Annotated in this window: 12 protein-coding genes; 6 read left to right on the plus strand and 6 right to left on the minus strand. The window is 63.0% G+C overall.

Annotation, left to right across the window (positions count from 1 at the left end):
• Window positions 1–9 precede the first annotated feature (9 nt).
• Complete coding sequence (locus BLQ55_RS06685; RefSeq protein WP_092204517.1) at window positions 10–597, plus strand: HD domain-containing protein; 588 nt, start codon at window positions 10–12, stop codon at window positions 595–597.
• Between the two features lie 125 nt (window positions 598–722).
• On the opposite strand, the gene BLQ55_RS06690 is transcribed toward BLQ55_RS06685, so the two are convergent.
• Entirely contained in the window at window positions 723–1538 is an 816-nt protein-coding gene (locus BLQ55_RS06690; RefSeq protein ID WP_018614430.1) for a UDP-2,3-diacylglucosamine diphosphatase, read from the minus strand.
• 135 nt (window positions 1539–1673) lie between these two features.
• On the opposite strand from BLQ55_RS06690, the gene BLQ55_RS06695 reads away from it, so the two are divergent.
• Together BLQ55_RS06695 and BLQ55_RS06700 are read left to right on the plus strand one after the other, a co-directional pair.
• Window positions 1674–2423, plus strand: coding sequence for a helix-turn-helix transcriptional regulator (locus tag BLQ55_RS06695; protein ID WP_092204516.1), 750 nt, complete (start codon window positions 1674–1676; stop codon window positions 2421–2423).
• Between the two features lie 218 nt (window positions 2424–2641).
• Window positions 2642–3532, plus strand: coding sequence for a DMT family transporter (locus BLQ55_RS06700; protein WP_092204515.1), 891 nt, complete (start codon window positions 2642–2644; stop codon window positions 3530–3532).
• Here the strand turns inward: BLQ55_RS06700 and BLQ55_RS06705 are convergent.
• Entirely contained in the window at window positions 3526–3813 is a 288-nt protein-coding gene (locus BLQ55_RS06705; RefSeq protein WP_060738678.1) for an Rdx family protein, read from the minus strand. The genes BLQ55_RS06700 and BLQ55_RS06705 overlap by 7 nt on opposite strands.
• A 71-nt stretch (window positions 3814–3884) precedes the next feature.
• Here BLQ55_RS06705 and BLQ55_RS06710 point away from each other — a divergent pair, with 71 nt between their 5' ends.
• Window positions 3885–6086, plus strand: a complete 2202-nt coding sequence (locus tag BLQ55_RS06710; RefSeq protein ID WP_092204514.1) for a patatin-like phospholipase family protein — start codon at window positions 3885–3887, stop codon at window positions 6084–6086.
• A 140-nt stretch (window positions 6087–6226) separates the two neighbouring features.
• Here BLQ55_RS06710 and BLQ55_RS06715 read toward each other — a convergent pair whose 3' ends face one another.
• The 3 genes from BLQ55_RS06715 to recQ form a co-directional block, all read right to left on the minus strand.
• Complete coding sequence (locus tag BLQ55_RS06715; protein ID WP_092253018.1) at window positions 6227–8188, minus strand: FimV/HubP family polar landmark protein; 1962 nt, start codon at window positions 8186–8188, stop codon at window positions 6227–6229.
• Window positions 8189–8307: 119 nt separating this feature from the next.
• Window positions 8308–8742, minus strand: coding sequence for a MarR family transcriptional regulator (locus BLQ55_RS06720; RefSeq protein ID WP_003199001.1), 435 nt, complete (start codon window positions 8740–8742; stop codon window positions 8308–8310).
• A gap of 117 nt (window positions 8743–8859) precedes the next feature.
• Complete coding sequence (gene recQ / locus BLQ55_RS06725) at window positions 8860–10986, minus strand: DNA helicase RecQ (protein ID WP_092253020.1); 2127 nt, start codon at window positions 10984–10986, stop codon at window positions 8860–8862.
• A gap of 440 nt (window positions 10987–11426) precedes the next feature.
• On the opposite strand from recQ, the gene BLQ55_RS06730 reads away from it, so the two are divergent.
• A complete protein-coding gene (locus BLQ55_RS06730; protein WP_060738682.1) occupies window positions 11427–12014 on the plus strand; it encodes a UPF0149 family protein in 588 nt (195 codons plus the stop codon).
• Between the two features lie 8 nt (window positions 12015–12022).
• Window positions 12023–12418 (plus strand): YbaN family protein, encoded by a 396-nt coding sequence (locus tag BLQ55_RS06735; RefSeq protein WP_092204511.1) that lies wholly within the window; start codon window positions 12023–12025, stop codon window positions 12416–12418.
• 259 nt (window positions 12419–12677) lie between these two features.
• Here BLQ55_RS06735 and BLQ55_RS06740 read toward each other — a convergent pair.
• A partial coding sequence (locus BLQ55_RS06740) for an Ig-like domain-containing protein (protein WP_092253022.1) occupies window positions 12678–17939 on the minus strand: 5262 nt, incomplete at its 5' end.

The following is a 17939-nucleotide window of genomic DNA, read 5'->3' on the forward strand; positions in this document are numbered from 1 at the left end:
GGACTGCCGATGAGCAACCACGCGCGCTTTACCCACATGAAAGAAGGCACCCAACAAGACTGGGCGATCATCGCGGCCGACTTCAGCGCCTACGCGCGACAATTGCCGGGCCGGATCCTGGCCCACTTGAAACTGCTGGACGGCGATTTCGGCGGGTTCCCGGTGGATCGCCTGACTCATTCCCTGCAAACCGCCACCCGCGCCTACCGTGACGGGCGGGACGAGGAATACGTGGTCTGCGCCCTGCTCCACGATATCGGCGACACCTTGGGTTCATACAACCACCCGGACATCGCCGCGGCGATTCTCAAGCCCTTCGTCAGCGCCGAAAACCTGTGGATAGTGGAGAAGCACGGGATTTTCCAGGGCTATTACTTCTTCCATCACCTGGGCATGGATCGGCACCTGCGCGAGCAATTCAGTGGCCATCCGCAGTACCAGGCGACCATTGAGTTCTGTGCGAAGTACGACGCGGCGGCATTCGATGCCGAATACGACACCCTGCCGTTGAGTTTCTTCGAGCCGATGCTGGAAAGGGTCTTTGCCACGCCGAAGCAATCGATCTACAAGGCGGCGATGGCTGAGACACCGGCCTGACGAACACAAAATGTCCCCCGTAGGAGCTGCCGAAGGCTGCGATCTTCTGATCTTGATCTTTCGCTTGAGACTCAAGCGCCAGGGGAAAGATCGCAGCCTCGTTGCACTCGTCAGCTCCTACGGATTCAGGCAGGTTCGGCGACTTTCAGTGCCTTTAACTGCGCTTCGCGCGCCTGGGCTTCCGCCAGTCGATACAGCTCGATCGACCCGTCCCAATGCTCGATCAGTGCCGTGCAGGATTCGACCCAATCACCGCAATTGAGGTATTCCACCTCGCCCACCATGCGCATCTCGGCGTGGTGGATATGCCCACAGACCACGCCATGCAGTTCGCGCTTCACACACTCGTGGGCGATGGCTTCTTCGAAATCGCTGATGAAGCTGACGGCAGTCTTGACCTTGTGCTTGAGGTACGCCGACAACGACCAGTAGCCGTAGCCATAACGGGCCCGCCAATGGTTGAGCCAGCGGTTCAGCGTGAGGGTGAACTCGTAGGCCGAATCCCCAAGGAATGCCAGCCAACGGTGGTAACGGGTGATGACATCGAACTGGTCGCCATGGATCACCAACAAGTGCCGACCATCGGCGGTGACGTGGACCGCTTCGTCCACCAACTGGATATTGCCCAGGATCAGCTTCGAATAGCGCCGCAGGAATTCGTCATGGTTGCCGGTGACGTAGATCACTTCGGTGCCGCGCTTGCTCATGGTCAGCAAGCGACGAATGACGTTGGTGTGGGCCTGGGGCCAATACATGCCACCGCGCAGTTTCCAACCATCGATGATGTCACCCACCAGGTAGATCTTGTCGGCGTGGTAGCCCTTGAGAAACTGCGACAAGTGCTCGGCCTGGCAATCCCGGGTGCCCAAGTGCACATCGGAAATCCACAGGGTGCGAACACGCTGCTTGCGGCTGGGTTTGGCGAGCTCGGCGCTGGTCATTGGGCAACCCTCTGATCGTTTTCGCCACTGTGCACGCCAGCGGTTAATGGCCCGTGACAAACACAAGTCCATTACATGACAGCGCGGGGCGGTGTGCCCTCGGTGTATGCTGGCGGCCTGACACGGGAGACCGCGATGAGACCGATCCTCACGCTACGCCACTACAGCCACGACTTGATTGTCCACAGCCACGACCACGCGCAACTGGTGTTCGGATTGTCCGGCGCGCTGGATTTCGAGGTCGAAGGGCGCGGCAGCCAAGTGGTGCAACAGAGTTTCGTGGTAGTACCCGCTGGTGCCCATCACGCCTGCGGCAGCCCCCAGGGCAGTCGCTGCCTGGTGCTGGACGTGCCCAGTGACGATTGGGTCGGGCAATGCCTGGGCGATCACGCCGACGCCAGCCGACGCTTGCTCGACGACACCGCTCGCCTGCCCCTGGACGCGGGACAAAGCCAGTTGGTCAGTTGGCTGGCGGGCAGCCCGGTGGACGACCCGGTGATCGCCCAGCAAGGCGCGGTGCTGCTACTGGCGAGTCTCAATGGCGTTCGCCAGCGCCCCCTCGGTGGCCGGCGCCTGCCCTACGCCGCGCTCAACGCCCACATCGACCAGAACGCCGCCTACCCGCTGCAAGTGGCGGACCTGGCACGGGTCGCCGGCCTTTCCAGCGCCCGCCTGCATGCGCGCTTCATCGCCGAGTGCGGGCAAACCCCGATGGAGTACATCCGCAGCCGCCGCTTGCACCAAGCCGTGGCGTTGTTGCGCGAGTCGGACCTGCCCATCGGCGAGATCGCCCACCGGGTCGGCTACAACTCCCAGAGTGCTTTCGCCGCCGCGGTGCTGCGGGAGTTCGGCGCCTCGCCGGGCAAGCTGCGGCGTCAGCGCTAGATGCGCGCTAAAAATCGCTAGGATCGCGACAGACACAGCCTCCTACCAAACGCTTAAATGTCCCGTAGGAGCTGACGAGTGCAACGAGGCTGCGATCTTTTGACCTTTCGCTTGAGATTCAATTGTCTGGGGAAAGATCGCAGCCTCGCTGCACTCGGCAGCTCCTACAGGATTGGTGTTTATCCGTCGGTTTTGTCTTATCTGTTGAAAGGATTGAAATGACACCCCGTACCGCCCTCGGCGCCCTGCACATTGGTGCACTCATGTTTGGCCTGACCGGTGTCTTCGGCAAACTCGCCGCGGCTTCGCCTGCGGTCATCGTGTTCGGGCGCGCTGTCTTCGCCGTGCTGGCCCTGGCAGCGTTCGCCCGGTTCGCCAGCAGCAGTCGCTGGCAGAAACTGCGGGCACAGGATGGCCGGCGATTGCTGCTGGGCGGCCTGTTGCTGGCCGGGCACTGGGTGAGTTTCTTCATCGCCGTGAAGGTGGCCGGCGTGGCGATCGCCACGTTGGGGTTCGCCAGTTTCCCGGCCTTCACGGTATTGCTCGAGGGGCTGATCTTCCGCGAGCGGATTCGCGCCAATGAAATCTGGCTGGTGGTGCTGGTGAGCGTCGGCCTGGTGTTGGTCACGCCGAACTTCGACCTGGCCAGCGGTGCCACCACCGGCCTGCTCTGGGCCGTGGCTTCGGGGCTGTTGTTTGCCCTGTTGTCATTGACCAACCGTGCCGGCTCCGCGCATGTACCGCCCGTGCAGGCCGCGCTGTGCCAGAACGTCGTGGTCGGGCTGTGCCTGTTGCCGATGGCCGCGCCACAACTGAGCGACGTTCGCCCCCTCGACTGGTTGTGGATCGGCTTGCTCGGCGTGTTCTGCACCGGCCTGGCCCACAGCCTGTTCGTCGCCAGCCTGGCGGTGATCAAGGCCCGCACGGCGGCGGTGGTCTTCGCCATGGAACCGGTCTACGGCATCGCCATGGCCTGGTGGCTGTTCGACGAACGCCCGACGCTGCGCATGCTGCTGGGCGGCGTGGTGATCATCGCGGCCATCGTGATCTCGAGCCAGCTGGGCGGCTCGAAGAAACCGGGTGTCGGTGCCCAAGCCGCGTCTCACTGAACCCGGTCGTTGTGGCCCAGGTCCCGCTCCGGGTCGATCCGGTCGCGGACCCGCTGCTTGAGGACCTTGGCCTCGGGAAAACCGCCATCGGCCTTGCGCTCCCAGATTTGCGCACCGTCGCAACTGATGTGGAACACACCGCCGGTACCCGGCACCAGGGACACTTTGCCCAAGTCGTCGCCGAAGGTACTGAGCAGTTCCTGGGCCAGCCAGGCGGCGCGCAGCAGCCATTGGCACTGGGTGCAATAGGTGATGACAACTTCGGGCTTGTGTTCGGTCATTGCGGGTGAACTCCTGGGTTCGAAGGCGTCGTTATAATACCTGCCTTTGATCGCCCGCCCCGAGATAGACGATGCGCCGCCTGCTCCCCCTCCTGCTTCTGCTGCTGTTGCCCCTGTCCGGCCATGCCAACCAGCCCGCCGTCGAAACGCCACGCCCGAAAATCGGCCTGGTGCTGTCCGGCGGCGCGGCGCGGGGCCTGGCCCACATCGGCGTGCTCAAGGCCCTGGAGGAGCAAGGCATCAAGATCGATGCCATCGCCGGCACCAGCATGGGCGCGGTGATCGGCGGGCTGTATGCCTCGGGCTACAAGATCGACGAACTGGAAAAGCTCGCCCTGGGCATCGATTGGCAACAGGCCTTGTCCGATGCGCCGCCACGCAAGGACGTGCCGTTCCGGCGCAAGCAGGATGACCGCGACTTCCTGGTGAAACAGAAACTGAGCTTTCGTGACGACGGCAGCCTCGGCCTGCCCTTGGGGGTCATCCAGGGCCAGAACCTGGCCCTGCTGCTCGAAAGCCTGCTGGCCCACGCCAGCGACACGCGGGACTTCGACAAACTGCCGATCCCGTTTCGCGCCGTCGCCACCGACATCGCCACAGGCGAAAAAGTCGTGTTCCGCAAAGGCCACCTGCCCAAGGTCATTCGCGCCAGCATGTCGATCCCAGCGGTGTTCGCCCCGGTGGAGCTGGACGGCCGGCTGCTGGTGGACGGCGGCATGGCCGACAATATCCCGCTGGATGTGGCCCGGGACATGGGCGTGGACGTGGCCATCGTGGTCGACATCGGCACGCCGCTGCGCACCCGCAAGCAACTGGTCACGGTGGTCGACGTGCTGAACCAGTCGACCACCCTGATGACCCGGCGCAACTCTGAAGAACAACTGGCTACCCTGAAAAAAAGCGACGTATTGATCCAACCGGCCCTGGCAAGCTTCGGCTCCACCGACTTCGGCCGGGCCCGGGACGTGATCGACGCCGGCTATCGCGCCACCCGGATACTCGAGGCACGCCTGGCCCCGCTACGCCCTTCCGAAGCGCCCGACGCCGAACTCATGGCCGCGCGCGCGCCCAGCGAACGCACGCCGGTCATCACCGCCATTCGCGTAGAGAACGACTCGAAAGTCGGCGATGACGTGATTCGCTACTACATTCGCCAGCAGGTCGGCGAGCCGCTGGACCTGGGCCGCCTGCAGACCGACATGGGCACGCTGTACGGCCTGGACTACTTCGAACAGGTGCAATACCGCGTGGTCCACAAGGGCCCGGACCACACCTTGGTGATCAGCGCCCGGGGCCGACGCACCGGCACCGACTACCTGCGGCTGGGGCTGAGCCTGTCGGACGACATGCGCGGCGACAGCGCTTTCAACCTGGGAGCCAGCTATCGGGTCAACGGCATCAATCGCCTGGGCGCCGAGTGGCTGACCCGGGCGCAGATCGGCGACAGGCAGGAGTTGTACAGCGAGTTCTACCAGCCATTGGACGTCGGTTCGCGCTACTTCATTGCTCCCTATGGGCAATTCGAATCGCGCAATGTGGAGTCCATCCTGGACAACGATCCGGTGGCCCAGTATCGCGTCGAACGTTATGGCTTCGGGCTCAACGTGGGCCGCCAGATCGGCAACAGCGGCGAAATCCGCTTCGGTGTCGGCCAGGCCTGGGGCAAGGCCGATGTGCGCATCGGCGACCACGACCAGCCCAGCGAGAATTTCAACGAAGGTTTCTACGAGCTCAAGTATTCGTTCGACTCCCTCGACAGCGTGTATTTCCCCCATGAAGGGGAAGACATCGGCCTGAGCTGGCGCCAATACGAACCGGGGCTGGGCTCCGACCAGCGCTACCGCCAGTGGGAATTCAAACTGGACAAGGCGCTGAGCAGCGGCCCGGACACTTTCATCCTGGGCGCACGCTACGGTCGCACCCTGGACACCGCGCAGATCGTGACCTCCAGCTTTGTGCTCGGTGGCGCGCGGCAATTGTCGGGCTTTCGCGAAGATGGGGTGTCCGGACAGAACATGAGCCTGATGCGTGCCGTGTATTACCGCCGCCTCACCCCGCGGGCCTACCTGCCATTGGATTTCCCGTTGTACATCGGCGGCTCGTTGGAACGCGGCCGGGCCTGGAACAACGATAACGAATTCGACAGTGGCTACATCAACGCCGCCAGCATTTTCCTCGGTTTCGATACACCGCTGGGGCCATTGAACTTCAGCTATGGCTTCAACGACGACGATGAACAGGCGGTGTACCTGAACCTGGGACAGACGTTTTGAGGGGCTGGGTGTTTGCCCAGGCTGGCTTGATAACCTGACAGGCCGTCATCGCGAGCAAGCTCGCTCCCACATGGGGGCGAAGATTCCTGTGGGAGCGAGCTTGCTCACGATGAGGCCAGTCGCTACAACCTCGATGGCGCTTAGCGAATCCCCGCCAGCAGCACCCGGGCGGTCTGCTTGAGGGGTTCGTCACCTTCTTCGAGCAATTCTTCAAGCAGGGTGACGGCGGTCTTCAGGTCGCCATCGTCGATGCAGTTCTGTGCCTGTTCCAGCTTGACCGAATGTTCCGGGACCTGGGGTTCGAGGGACAGGGTGTCCAGGGAAACAGGTTCAAGGGCCAGCGGCTCAAATTCCAGTGCCTGTTCTTCATCGGCAAAGCCATCGAGGAAATCATCGTCCAGCGACTCGGTTTCCAGGGGCGCTTCCCATTGCAACTCCGATTCGTCGAAACCTGAAAGCGACAAACCCTCGACACTGTTGTCGGCCAGGGGCGTTGCACGTTTTTCTCCGGCGAGGGTGGCCTGGTCATCCGCCAGGTCCCAACTGGTGTCCATGGACAGTGCGTCCAGGTCCAGCTCGAACTCGTCACTGGGTGCCTGTTCACGTTCAGGCGCAAGAACCGGTACCTGGGGTTGCGCCTGTTCCACTACCGGTGCGGTGATCAAGGCGACCTTGGGATAGCGCCCACGGATATCCGCCAGTGTCCCGGCATCGACACCTTGTGCCAGCAGATGATGTTCCTGGGCCTGGAAACCGATGACATCGCCCTGCTTGCCCAATACCTCCAATAACTTGAGGCCCAGGTCGGTACGTTCCGGCTCGGCCAGCAATGCCGCGCGCAACAGCCCGGCGGCCTCGGTGAAACGGCCGTAGGTCAGGTAGATCCCGACGCCCTCCAGCACATCCCCCTGGGGCGCATCACCGTTGTTGAACGAGTTCGCAGCCTCGGATGGCTCCGTGTCGGGGATTGACGCAAAGGTTTCGTCACCCTCCTCCAGCATCGGCTCGGGGCGCTCGGTCATCGGCTCCAACTCGTCATGCTGCTGGCGTCGCCGAATGAACAGTAACAATGCGAGCAATGCCAACAAGGCCACCAGCCCCGCCACCCATGTCCAATCGATACCCTCGGGCTCTGCAACCGGTTCGGTCACGGGGGAGATGTCCGGAGCCGGCTCCGACGAAGGCTGCGCCGGTTGCGGTTGCGCCGACGCAACGGGGGCTGGGGTCTCGGCCAGCCGGGTCTGCAATTCGCTGATCTGCTTGCGCTGGCCGGCGATTTCCTCGTCCTGGGCCTGGAGCCGCGCCTGCAGAGCCTCGATGGTCTTCTGTAGCTCCTGGTTCTGCAGCACGCTGGCGGCCAACTGCTCATCGGCCACGGCGGAGGCCTGACCCGCGGTGGATGCAGCCGCTGTCGGCAGCACGGCCGAGTCGGGCAACAACAGGCGCTGGCCGATGGAGAGCCGGTCGCTGCCGGGATTCAGGGCCTGGATCCCTTGCATCAACTCGTTGACCGAGGCGTTGCTGCCGGCGTCATGCAGGCGCTGGGCAATCACCCAGGGGTTGTCTCCCTGCACGACCGTGTAACGCTTGCCCTGCGCCGCCGGGGGCGGCTTGATGGCCGGGGTGGCCTGGCTCGGGGTCGCAGGCTCCGAGGCCGGTTCGTCACGGGCCGGCACGATACCCGGTGAGCCCGGTGGGTCGATCAGCACAGTGTATTCGCGCAGCACGCGCCCATTGGGCTGATTGAGTTGCACCAGGAAATTGAGAAAGGGCTCTTCGACCGGCTTGCTGGACGTCACCCGAATGAAGCTGCGCTCACCACGCCATACTGGCGTAAAGCGCAGGTTGCTGAGAAAGAACACCCGCTCCACACCCGCACGACTGAAGTCGTCCGGGCTCGCCAGGCTGGCCGACAGATCCCCTTCACTGATCCCGGCCACATCGACCAGGGCGATATCGGCACGCAACGGCTGGTTCAGGGCGGAATGGAGCGTGATCTCGCCAAGGCCCAGCGCTGACGCCAAGGCCGGAACCCCCAGGGTACCCACGACGATCGACACGTTGACCCAACTGCGCAACGTGGACTGCAAACTTTCAAGCATGGGCATCCCTTTCGATTACCAGAACCAACCGCAGCGTAAACGCTTCCCTTAGGAACGCTTACTACTGGTTATAGTTCGCTAACCGGCGAATCTCAAAAGTCCGACGCCAGGGATCTGCCTCAGGATTTTTCCAGGTTAGCCAGGATCGTGCCGTGAACCCGCATGCACACACGCATGTCCGCCTCGTCGACACCTTCGAACAGCTCCCGCCGCAATTGCGTGGCAATGGTTTCGATCTGTTCGATCAACGGTAGGGCCGGTGCGCAGAGCACGATTTTCTTGGCCCGACGGTCTTCGGCCACCGCCTGGCGCTGCACCAGCCCCTGGGTTTCCAGGCTGTCGAGCAACCGGGCCAGGGTCGGGCCTTCGACGGCGACACTCTGGGCCAGTTCACGCTGGGTCGGCGCCTGTTCGAAACGGGCCAGGTGCAGCAGCACCAGCCAGCGCGCCTGGGACAGGCCCAGCCCGGCCAGGCGGCGGTCCAGTTCGGCGCGCCAGCCTCGAGACATTTGCGCCAACTGCATGCCAAAACGGTGTTGATCGGTTAACGGCATAAAAAACTCATCAGATCTGAAATAGAGAAAAACTAATTATTAGTCAGCTAAGCATGAGCTTTGGATTCAAGCAAGGTTCGCCTTGTACTGAATCGTTAAAGGAGCGCAACTCACTGATCAGACTTCAAATTCCGACTGCAACGCAGCCCTGACGCAATACAGCACACCTTCGGGCACCCGTCCGACAAACAGCGCGGCGACTTCGGACACCGGCGGTAACTCGCCTTCGCCGTCCAGGAATGCGTCCTGTACCTCGCCCATCAGTTCCTCGGGCAAATCCAGTGCCTGTTCCAGGGACAACTGCTGTTTGCCGATGGCCTCGGCCAGCATCGTGTAGACGTTTTTCTCCGAGCACTGCAATTGCCCGGCGATCTGCAACGGGGTCATGCCGGCCCGGGCCAGCGTGATGAGCTCGTGGCGCACATCGGCCACCGCTTTCGGCGCTTCGACCTCGCCCCCCAGGACCTGGAGGAAGGCTTCGCCATAACGCTCCAGCTTGCGCGCCCCCACGCCGCTGACCCGGGCCATTTCCGCCAGGGAGGTAGGCTGGCTGCGGAGCATTTCCAGCAGCGTCGAATCGGGGAAAATGACGTACGGCGGAACGCCGTGTTCCTCGGCGAGCTTGCGACGCAAAGCGCGCAAGGCTTCCCATTGATCGCGCTCTTCGCCACGGACCAATTGGCTGGCCTGGCTCTTGCTGCTCTTGATCGCCGTGGCCGGCTTGAGGTCGCGGCGCAGTTCGAGGCTCACCTCGCCCTTGAGCAAGGGGCGGCAGGTTTCGGACAAGCGCAGGCCACCGTAGCCTTCCAGGTCGATGTCTGCCAGGCCGCGGGCCACCAGTTGTCGGAACAATGAGCGCCACTCACTCTCGGTGCGCGCCTTGCCCACGCCGAACACCGAGAGGTGCTGGTGGCCGAAATTGCGGACCTTCTCGTTGTCCTTGCCCAGCAACACGTCCACCAGGTGCCCGACGCCATAACGCTGGCCGGTGCGGAAAATCGCCGACAAAGCCTGGCGGGCCGGTTCGGTGGCGTCCCAGGTTTCCACGCCGTCGACGCAGTTGTCACAGTGACCGCAAGGCTGGGGCATGTCTTCGTCGAAATAGGCCAGCAGGGTCTGGCGACGGCAGCGAGTTTCTTCGCACAGCGAGAGCATGGCGTCGAGCTTGTGCTGCTCCAGGCGCTTGTGGCGCTCATCGCCTTCGGAGTTCTGCAGCATCTGCTTGAGCATCACCACGTCTTGCAGGCCGTAGGCCATCCAGGCGTCGGCCGGCAAGCCATCACGGCCGGCACGCCCGGTCTCCTGGTAGTACGCCTCGAGGGACTTGGGCAAGTCCAGGTGTGCGACAAACCGCACGTTGGGCTTGTCGATGCCCATGCCGAACGCCACGGTGGCCACCATGATCAGGCCTTCCTCGTTGAGGAAGCGCTTCTGGTGGTAGGCCCGCAGGTCGTTAGGCAGGCCGGCGTGATACGGCAACGCCGGGAACCCCTGTTCACACAGGAACGCCGCCACTTCATCGACTTTTTTGCGCGACAGGCAATAGACGATACCGGCATCGCTGCGGCGCTCGGCGAGGAACGCCAACAGTTGCTTGCGTGGCTGCTCCTTGGGCACGATGCGGTAGAAAATGTTGGGACGGTCGAAACTGGACAGGAACCGCTCGGCATTCTGCAAGTGCAGGCGCTCGACGATTTCCTCGCGGGTGCGTTTGTCGGCGGTGGCGGTCAGGGCGATGCGCGGCACGTCGGGGAACAGTTCCGCCAATTGCCCCAGCTGCAGGTATTCACGTCGGAAATCGTGGCCCCATTGAGATACGCAGTGGGCTTCGTCGATGGCGAACAGGGCGATTTCCAGGCTCTGCAGGAACGCCAGCATGCGCGGCTGCACCAGGCGTTCCGGGGCCAGGTACAACATTTTCACTTCGCCGCGCTTGATCCGCGTCGCCAGGTCCCGCTGCTGCTCGGCACTGAGGGTGGAGTTCAGCGAAGCGGCGGCAACCCCCAGTTCCTCGAGGGTCGCGACCTGGTCGTCCATCAGCGCGATCAGCGGCGAAACCACCACCGCCAGGCCGTTGCGCAGCAGCGCCGGCACCTGGAAGCACAAGGACTTGCCGCCGCCGGTGGGCATGAGCACCAAGGCGTCGCCACCGCTGGCCACGCGCTCAATAATGGCACCCTGGCGGCCACGGAAACTGTCGTAGCCGAAGATGTCCTTGAGGACGCGTTGAGCCTGTTCGAGCATAGAAACTCCAAAAATCACCGAAACATCCCTGCAAGGCTGGTTCAGAATCGCAAACGCCGCACCGGCAAATCGTAAGTGCGCGTTTCGAACCGGCGGGACGCCGCAGGGCATCACAAAACGCGGCAGTATACCCGAGGCCTTCGCTGCGAAGGGCGCTGCTGACAAGAGGTGCGTGCGGCTGGGATGGCCAACACATGGCTCCTGTTATCACAAGCCCCTGTGGGAGCGAGCTTGCCCGCGATAGCGGTGGGTCATTTTGAGAAGATGTGGAATGTAACGCCCTCATCGCGAGCAAGCTCGCTCCCACATTTGCTTTGCGGTGCCCCCCGCATTTGTATCCTCCCCCCAGGCCGCCAAGAGGCAAATACGCCACGCGGCTGGCCTGTACGCTCAAGAAGGCCTAGAATTCCCGCATTGTTTATTCCCCAAGGTAGCCCGTAATGTCCTTCGCTGAGCAACTGACCCGCCTGCAAGTCTTCCTCGACGCCGATGAGCTGCACGAGGAAGCGCTGGACTACGTGGCCGCTCACGGCTATCTGACCGCCCTGTCGATCTGCGCCGAAACGGTGCCGGATCGTGAGTGGATCGACGCCCTGTTCGCCGAGGAGCCGCATTACAGCGACGAAGCCCAGCGCGCCGAAATCGAAGCCACCCTGGTCGGCCTCAAGGCCCACATCGCCCGTCAACTGGCTTCCGACGAAGAATTCGAACTGCCGTGCGAACTGGACCTGGGCGATGACCCGGACGATTCGGAGCTGCGTGGCTGGTGCATCGGCTTCATGGAAGGCGTGTTCCTGCGCGAAGCCGCCTGGTTCGAAACCGCCGAAGAGGAAGTCAGCGAAATGCTGCTGCCGATCATGGTGGGTTCCGGCCTGTTCGACGAGCAACCGGAATTTTCCGACATCGCCGCCGACGCGAACCTGATGGACGACATGATCGTCCAGATCCCCGAAGCCCTCACCGCCCTGTACCTGCTGTGCAACGCCCCGGACGAGAAACCGGCGATCCTCAAGCCTCGCCACCACTGAGTGACCGGGTGCCCTCGCCAGTCGGCAACCGCCCGCTGATCCTGCGTTACGCTCTACTGGCCATCGGCTGGCTGAGCGTGGTGCTGGGGGTCATCGGCATTTTCGTCCCCGTACTGCCCACCACTCCCTTCCTGCTGCTGGCCGCAGCCTGCTTCGCCCGCAGCTCGCCGCGCTTCTACCGATGGCTGGTCGAGCATCCCCGCCTCGGCCCGTGGATCAGCGACTACCTCAGCGGCAACGGCATCCCGCTCAAGGGCAAGGTCTATGCCATCGGATTGATGTGGGCGAGCATTCTCTTCTCCTGCTACCTGGTGCCCCTGCCGTGGGCGCGAGGATTCATGCTCACCAGCGCAGTGCTGGTGACGGTCTACATTCTCAAGCAAAAAACCCTGCGCAAGCCTTGAAACCGAACCTGCCCGGGATGCCAGCCGCCCTGTGGCGAGGAGATTTATCCCCGTTGGGGTGCGAAGCAGCTTCCAAAACCAGCCCATGCGGTACACCAGGTACACCTCGCCCGCCGGTTTGCGACTGCTGCGCAGTCGAGCGGGGATAAATCCCCTCGCCACAGGGGTTGTGTGTCCAGCAGACCTTTCTTCAAGCCAAGAATAACAAAACCCGCCATTTCCAGACCGGAAATCGCGGGTTTTGTTATTTCAGCTCACCTCACACCGTGTCCACCTTCAACGAATGATCATTCAACATGCCGTTGATGATGGTCGCGGTATCCGCCCCGCCGATGATTCCCCCCGCGCCTGGCGCGACGCCGTAGTGACTGGCGAGGTTGACGCCGGCCAGGTCGATGGTCTGGTTCGGCGTGGCGCCAGCGATGGCGCTGACGTCGATGCTGGTGATGACCGACGCCCCGCTGCCGCTCACGCTGAAATGCAGGTAATCATCCAGTGACGCCGCGCTGCCATTCTCCCCTTGCAACAGCTGGGACAGGTCGAGCTTGTCGATGCCGGGCGTGAAGTCGGTGATCACGTCGTGGCCATTGTTGCCCGCCAGCCATTGGAAGGTGTCGGCACCGCTGCCGCCGGTGAGGGTGTTGTTGCCCAGGCCACCGATCAGCAGGTCGTCGCCGCCACCGCCATTGAGCACGTCATGGCCCAGACCACCGTCGAGGCGGTTGCTGGCCCCGTCGCCGGTGAGGGTGTCGTTGAAGTTCGAGCCCACGAGGTTTTCGATGTGGCTCAATGTATCGGTGCCCGCACCCAGGGTGTTCTGCGCCGCCAACAGACCCAGGTTCACCGTGACTGCCGACGTGGCGTGGGCGTAGCTGACGGTGTCGTTGCCCGTACCGCCATCGAGCAGGTCGTTGCCCGTGCCGCTGTAGAGCAGATCATTGCCTGCCCCACCGTTCAGGGTGTTGTTGCCCGAACCGGCGCTGAGTACATCGTTGCCGTCGCCCCCGTTGAGGATGTTGTCGCCGTTGCCAGCCAACAGCACATCGTCGCCACTGGTGCCCGTCAGGGTATGGCCCGCCTGATAGCTGATGCCTACCGCAGCGCTGTCACTGCCGCCGTGGTTGTCGCTGGCGGTGTAGCTGCCGTGATAATCCGGCGTTTTGTCTTGCGCCCCGGCATAGTCGACGGTGAGGGTCAGTTGATAGTTCTCCGCAGCGTTGGAATTACCGCCGCCGGGATTGGCGATGTTGGTGACGTGGATCTGGTAATTGCCATCCGCTGCCGCGGTGAAAGAAGCCCCGTCGTTGATGGCAATGAATGGCCCGCCGTTGAGTGAATACTCCAGCGCAATGTGACCGGCCGACAGGTTGTGGTCCAGGGTGAGGGTTTCGCCCTGTTTGAGGCTGATGTTGAGCCGGTCTTCATCGTTGGTGTTGTTATTGGACACCATCCCCAATGCACCGCTGACCACCAATATCGCCGTCATGCTCGCGGTATTGGCGACGAAAGCGCTGCGGCTGAGGTTGATCGACTGCACGTTGTTGCCGGTGAAGCTGGCCGTGCCGGTGCTGCCGGTGAAGTCCGCGCCTTTGGCGACCCAACCGGTATTGAAACTGGTGGGTGACGCGGTGAGCGGATCGCCGTTGGCGTCGCTGTCGTTACCCAGCAGCAACTCGCCCGGGATCACGATGTTGCCCGACAGCACGTTGGTGATGACGTTGTCGTCAACAGCGATCGGTGGACTGTTGGGCACGACGTTGATCACCAGGTTGGAGCTCGCCAGGTCACCGTCATGGTCGCTGACGGTGTAGCCGATGTGCTCGGTGATCAGGGTGCTGGTGGCCGTCTGCGACGTATAGCTGAATGCACCCGTGTCGAGGTTGACCACCAGGGTACCGTCGTGGGCGGTGGCGATGCTCAGCGTGTTGCCAACAGTGTTGAACGTGCCGTGGTTGGCCCCGCCACTGGCGGTCAGCGCACCTTGGCCACCGTTGGCCGCCGGGTCATAACTGTACGTGGTGCCATCGACCACCAGGCTCTTGATGAAGCCGCCATCGGCGCCGAACGAGCCCCCTTCGCCCAGCAGGTTGCCAGTGACCGGCGCGCCTTGCACGGTACCGGAAAGCACCGAGTTGAGCTGGTTCAAGTCGGTGACCACCACCGCATTGGTGTCGGTGTGGGTGCTGCCGTCATAGGCCAGCGGGTCGAGATTGATGTTTCTGGCGCCGCTGCCCAGGCCGACGGCGTAATTCTTGATGCCGTTGGCATCGAGAAAGGCTTTCCACGCGACCTCGTCCGCCGAGCCGATTTCGCCCAAGGTCGGCTTGCCATCGGAGAAAAAATAACCAATGTTCTGGGCGCCGGTCAGTTGTCCGGGGGTGGCGAACGCCGTCTTGGCCATCGCCACGGCCGCATCGTAATTGGTGTCACCGTGCGCGTTCAGCGCGGCGATCAGCGTCTTGGCGGTGGCCACGTCCACCCACACGGCACTCTGGTCGGTGGCACTGCCGCTGAAGGTCACCAGTTGGACTTTGACGTCGCCCATGTCGTCGTATTTGTCGAGCAAGGCGCTGATCGCCTGTTTGGCCAGATCCATACGCGAGAGCCCCGGCACGCCGGAATCGTCTTTCATGCTGCCGGACACATCAAGCACGATCAGCAAGTTCGAATCGATCTCCACCGCCGTCACCGAACGCTCGGACGCGATGGCGGTAGGCACGTCATCGACGATGCTCACCACCAGATTGCCCGTGACGGTGTTGCCCAGGGAGTCTTTGGCCTGGTAGGTGAAACTTTCACTCAGCACGTTCGGGCCGTCGTTGGCGGCGGGCGTCGTCGTGGCCGGCGAGGTCAAGGTGTAGGTGTAGGAACCATCCGGATTGAGCAACAGTTGGCCATGGGCACCGACGCCATTACCCACCAAGGCGAAAGACACGGCGCCCGTTGCCCCGGTGACAGACCCCACCAAGGTGCCCGTGGCGGTTTCACCGGTGGCGCTCGGGTCACTGCCGGTGACGGTCCCGGGGGCCAGGTCCTGGCCGTCCTGGTTCAGGTCGAGGGCTTTTTCGTAGACGGTCACGTCATGGTCGGTTGCTGCGACCAGGCAGCTGTTGTGTACGTCGATGGTGATGGTCGTCGTGCTTTCATCGCCATCGGCATCGCGCACGGTGTAGGTGAACACATCGGTCGCGCCTGGGGCGCCGACGGTGTTCGGGTTACTGTGGTAGACGGCGTTGCCGTTGGCGTCCAGGGTCAGGTAGCCGTAGGCGCCGTTGATCTGGGTATTCAAGCCACCGATGGCCGGGTTGGTGGTGTCGTTGCCGGCACGCACGCCGATGATTGCGCCGCCGTCCGCACCGAGCACGTCGTTATCCAGCACATTGCCATTGACCGTCCCACCCTCCACCACCGAGGCGAAATCGCCGTGAGCCTTGGGCACGTCGTCGACAATATCGATGACGATGGTGCTGGTGACCGTGTTGCCCAGGGAATCCGTGGCCTGGTAGGTGAAGCTTTCGCTCAGCACGTTCGGGCCATCGTTGGCGGCGGGCGTCGTCGTGGCCGGCGAGGTCAGAGTGTAGGTGTAGGAGCCGTCGGGCTGGAGCGACAGTTGACCGTAGGCACCGGTGGCGTTGCTCACCAGCACGAAGGTCACTGCGCCCACGGCACCGCTGATCGAGCCGACAAGGCTGCCGCTGGCGGTTTCGCTGGTGGCATTCGGGGCGCTGCCGGTGACGGTGCCGGGGGCCAGGTCCTGGCCGTCCTGATTCAGGTCGAGGGCTTTTTCGTAGACGCTGATTTCGTGGTCCGGTGCGGCGACCAGGCAGCTGTTGTGCACGTCGATGGTGATGGTTGTCGTGCTTTCATCGCCGTCGGCATCGCGTACGGTGTAGGTGAATACATCGGTCGCCCCCGGCGCGCCGACAGTGTTCGGGTTGCTGTGGTAGACGGCGTTGCCGTTGGCGTCCAGGGTCAGGTAGCCGTAGGTGCCATTGATCTGGGTGTTCAAGCCGCCGACGGCAGGGTTCGAGGTATCGCTGCCGGCGCGTACGCCAACCACCATGCCACCGTCCGCGCCCAGCACGTCGTTGTCCAGCACATTGCCGTTGACCGTCCCGCCCTCCATCACCGAGGCGAAATCGGCATGGGCCTTGGGCACGTCGTCGACAATATCGATGACGATGGTGCTGGTGACCGTGTTGCCCAGGGAATCCGTGGCCTGGTAGGTGAAGCTTTCGCTCAACACGTTCGGGCCATCGTTGGCGTGGGGCGTGGTGGTGGCTGGCGAAGTCAGAGTGTAGGTGTAGGAGCCGTCGGGCTGGAGCGACAGTTGACCGTAGGCACCGGTGGCGTTGCCCACCAGCGCGAAGGTCACTGCGCCCACGGCACCGCTGATCGAGCCGACAAGGCTGCCGCTGGCAGTCTCGCTGGTGGCATTCGGGGCGCTGCCGGTGACGGTCCCGGGGGCCAGGTCCTGGCCGTCCTGATTCAGGTCGAGGGCTTTTTCGTAGACGCTGACTTCGTGGTCGGGTGTGGCGACAAGGCAGATATCGTGGACATCGATGGTGATGGTGGTAGTGCTCTCATCACCGTCGGCGTCACGCACGGTGTAGGTGAACACATCGGTCGCGCCTGGGGCGCTGACGGTGTTCGGGTTGCTGTGGTAGACGGCGTTGCCGTTGGCGTCCAGGGTCAGGTAGCCGTAGGTGCCATTGATCTGGGTGTTCAAGCCGCCGATCACCGGGGTCGAGGTGTCGTTGCCAGCGCGCACGCCAATCACGGCACCACTCGCGGCCGGCCCGTCGGCGCCGCCTTCGTCGTTGTCCAGGACGTTGCCGCTGACCGTCCCGCCCTCATCCACCGAGGCGGAATCAGCATGAGCGGTCGGCAAATCATCGACGATGTTTACGTCCAGGGTGCCGTTGGCGGTAGTGCCGTTATCGTCGGTGGCGACTACGGCGAATTGCTCGCTAACGCTGTTGGCGCCGTTGGCGTTTGGATGGGCTTCATTGTCCAGCAAGGTGTAGCTGTAGCTCACCACACCGGTGCTGGCGTTGTAGCCAGTGATGGTCAGCGTGTTGCCCAGCGCAGTGGTAATCGATTGCGGGAAACCGGCTGCCACGCCGCCAGTAACGACATTGATACCGCCCACGCTCAGGGTCTGCACACCGTCCAGCGCGGTCACGGTGAACGTGCCGCTTTGAGTCAGGGCCGATGCGTCCGGGCTGCTGCCGTCGCTGAGGTTTTTTTCCTGCAACGATAGTTCGCCACCTTCAGCATCCAGGCCCACCAACACCACCGGGTCGTCATTGTTGTGCACTTGCAGCACCAGGTTCGCGGTGCTGGTGTCGCCATCGGCGTCGGTGAGCGTGTAGGTAAAGGTTTCACTGCCGTTGCCGCCGCCATTCAAGCCTTTGAAATCGGCATCGGCGGTGTTGAGGGTGTAGGTGTAGGAACCGTCGGCGTTGAGCACCAGGGTGCCGTAGGTGCCGGTGAAGGTGCCGGGCGTGATTGGGCCGGA

This window comes from Pseudomonas sp. NFACC13-1 (assembly GCF_900104425.1).
GTDB lineage: Bacteria > Pseudomonadota > Gammaproteobacteria > Pseudomonadales > Pseudomonadaceae > Aquipseudomonas > Aquipseudomonas fluorescens_AA.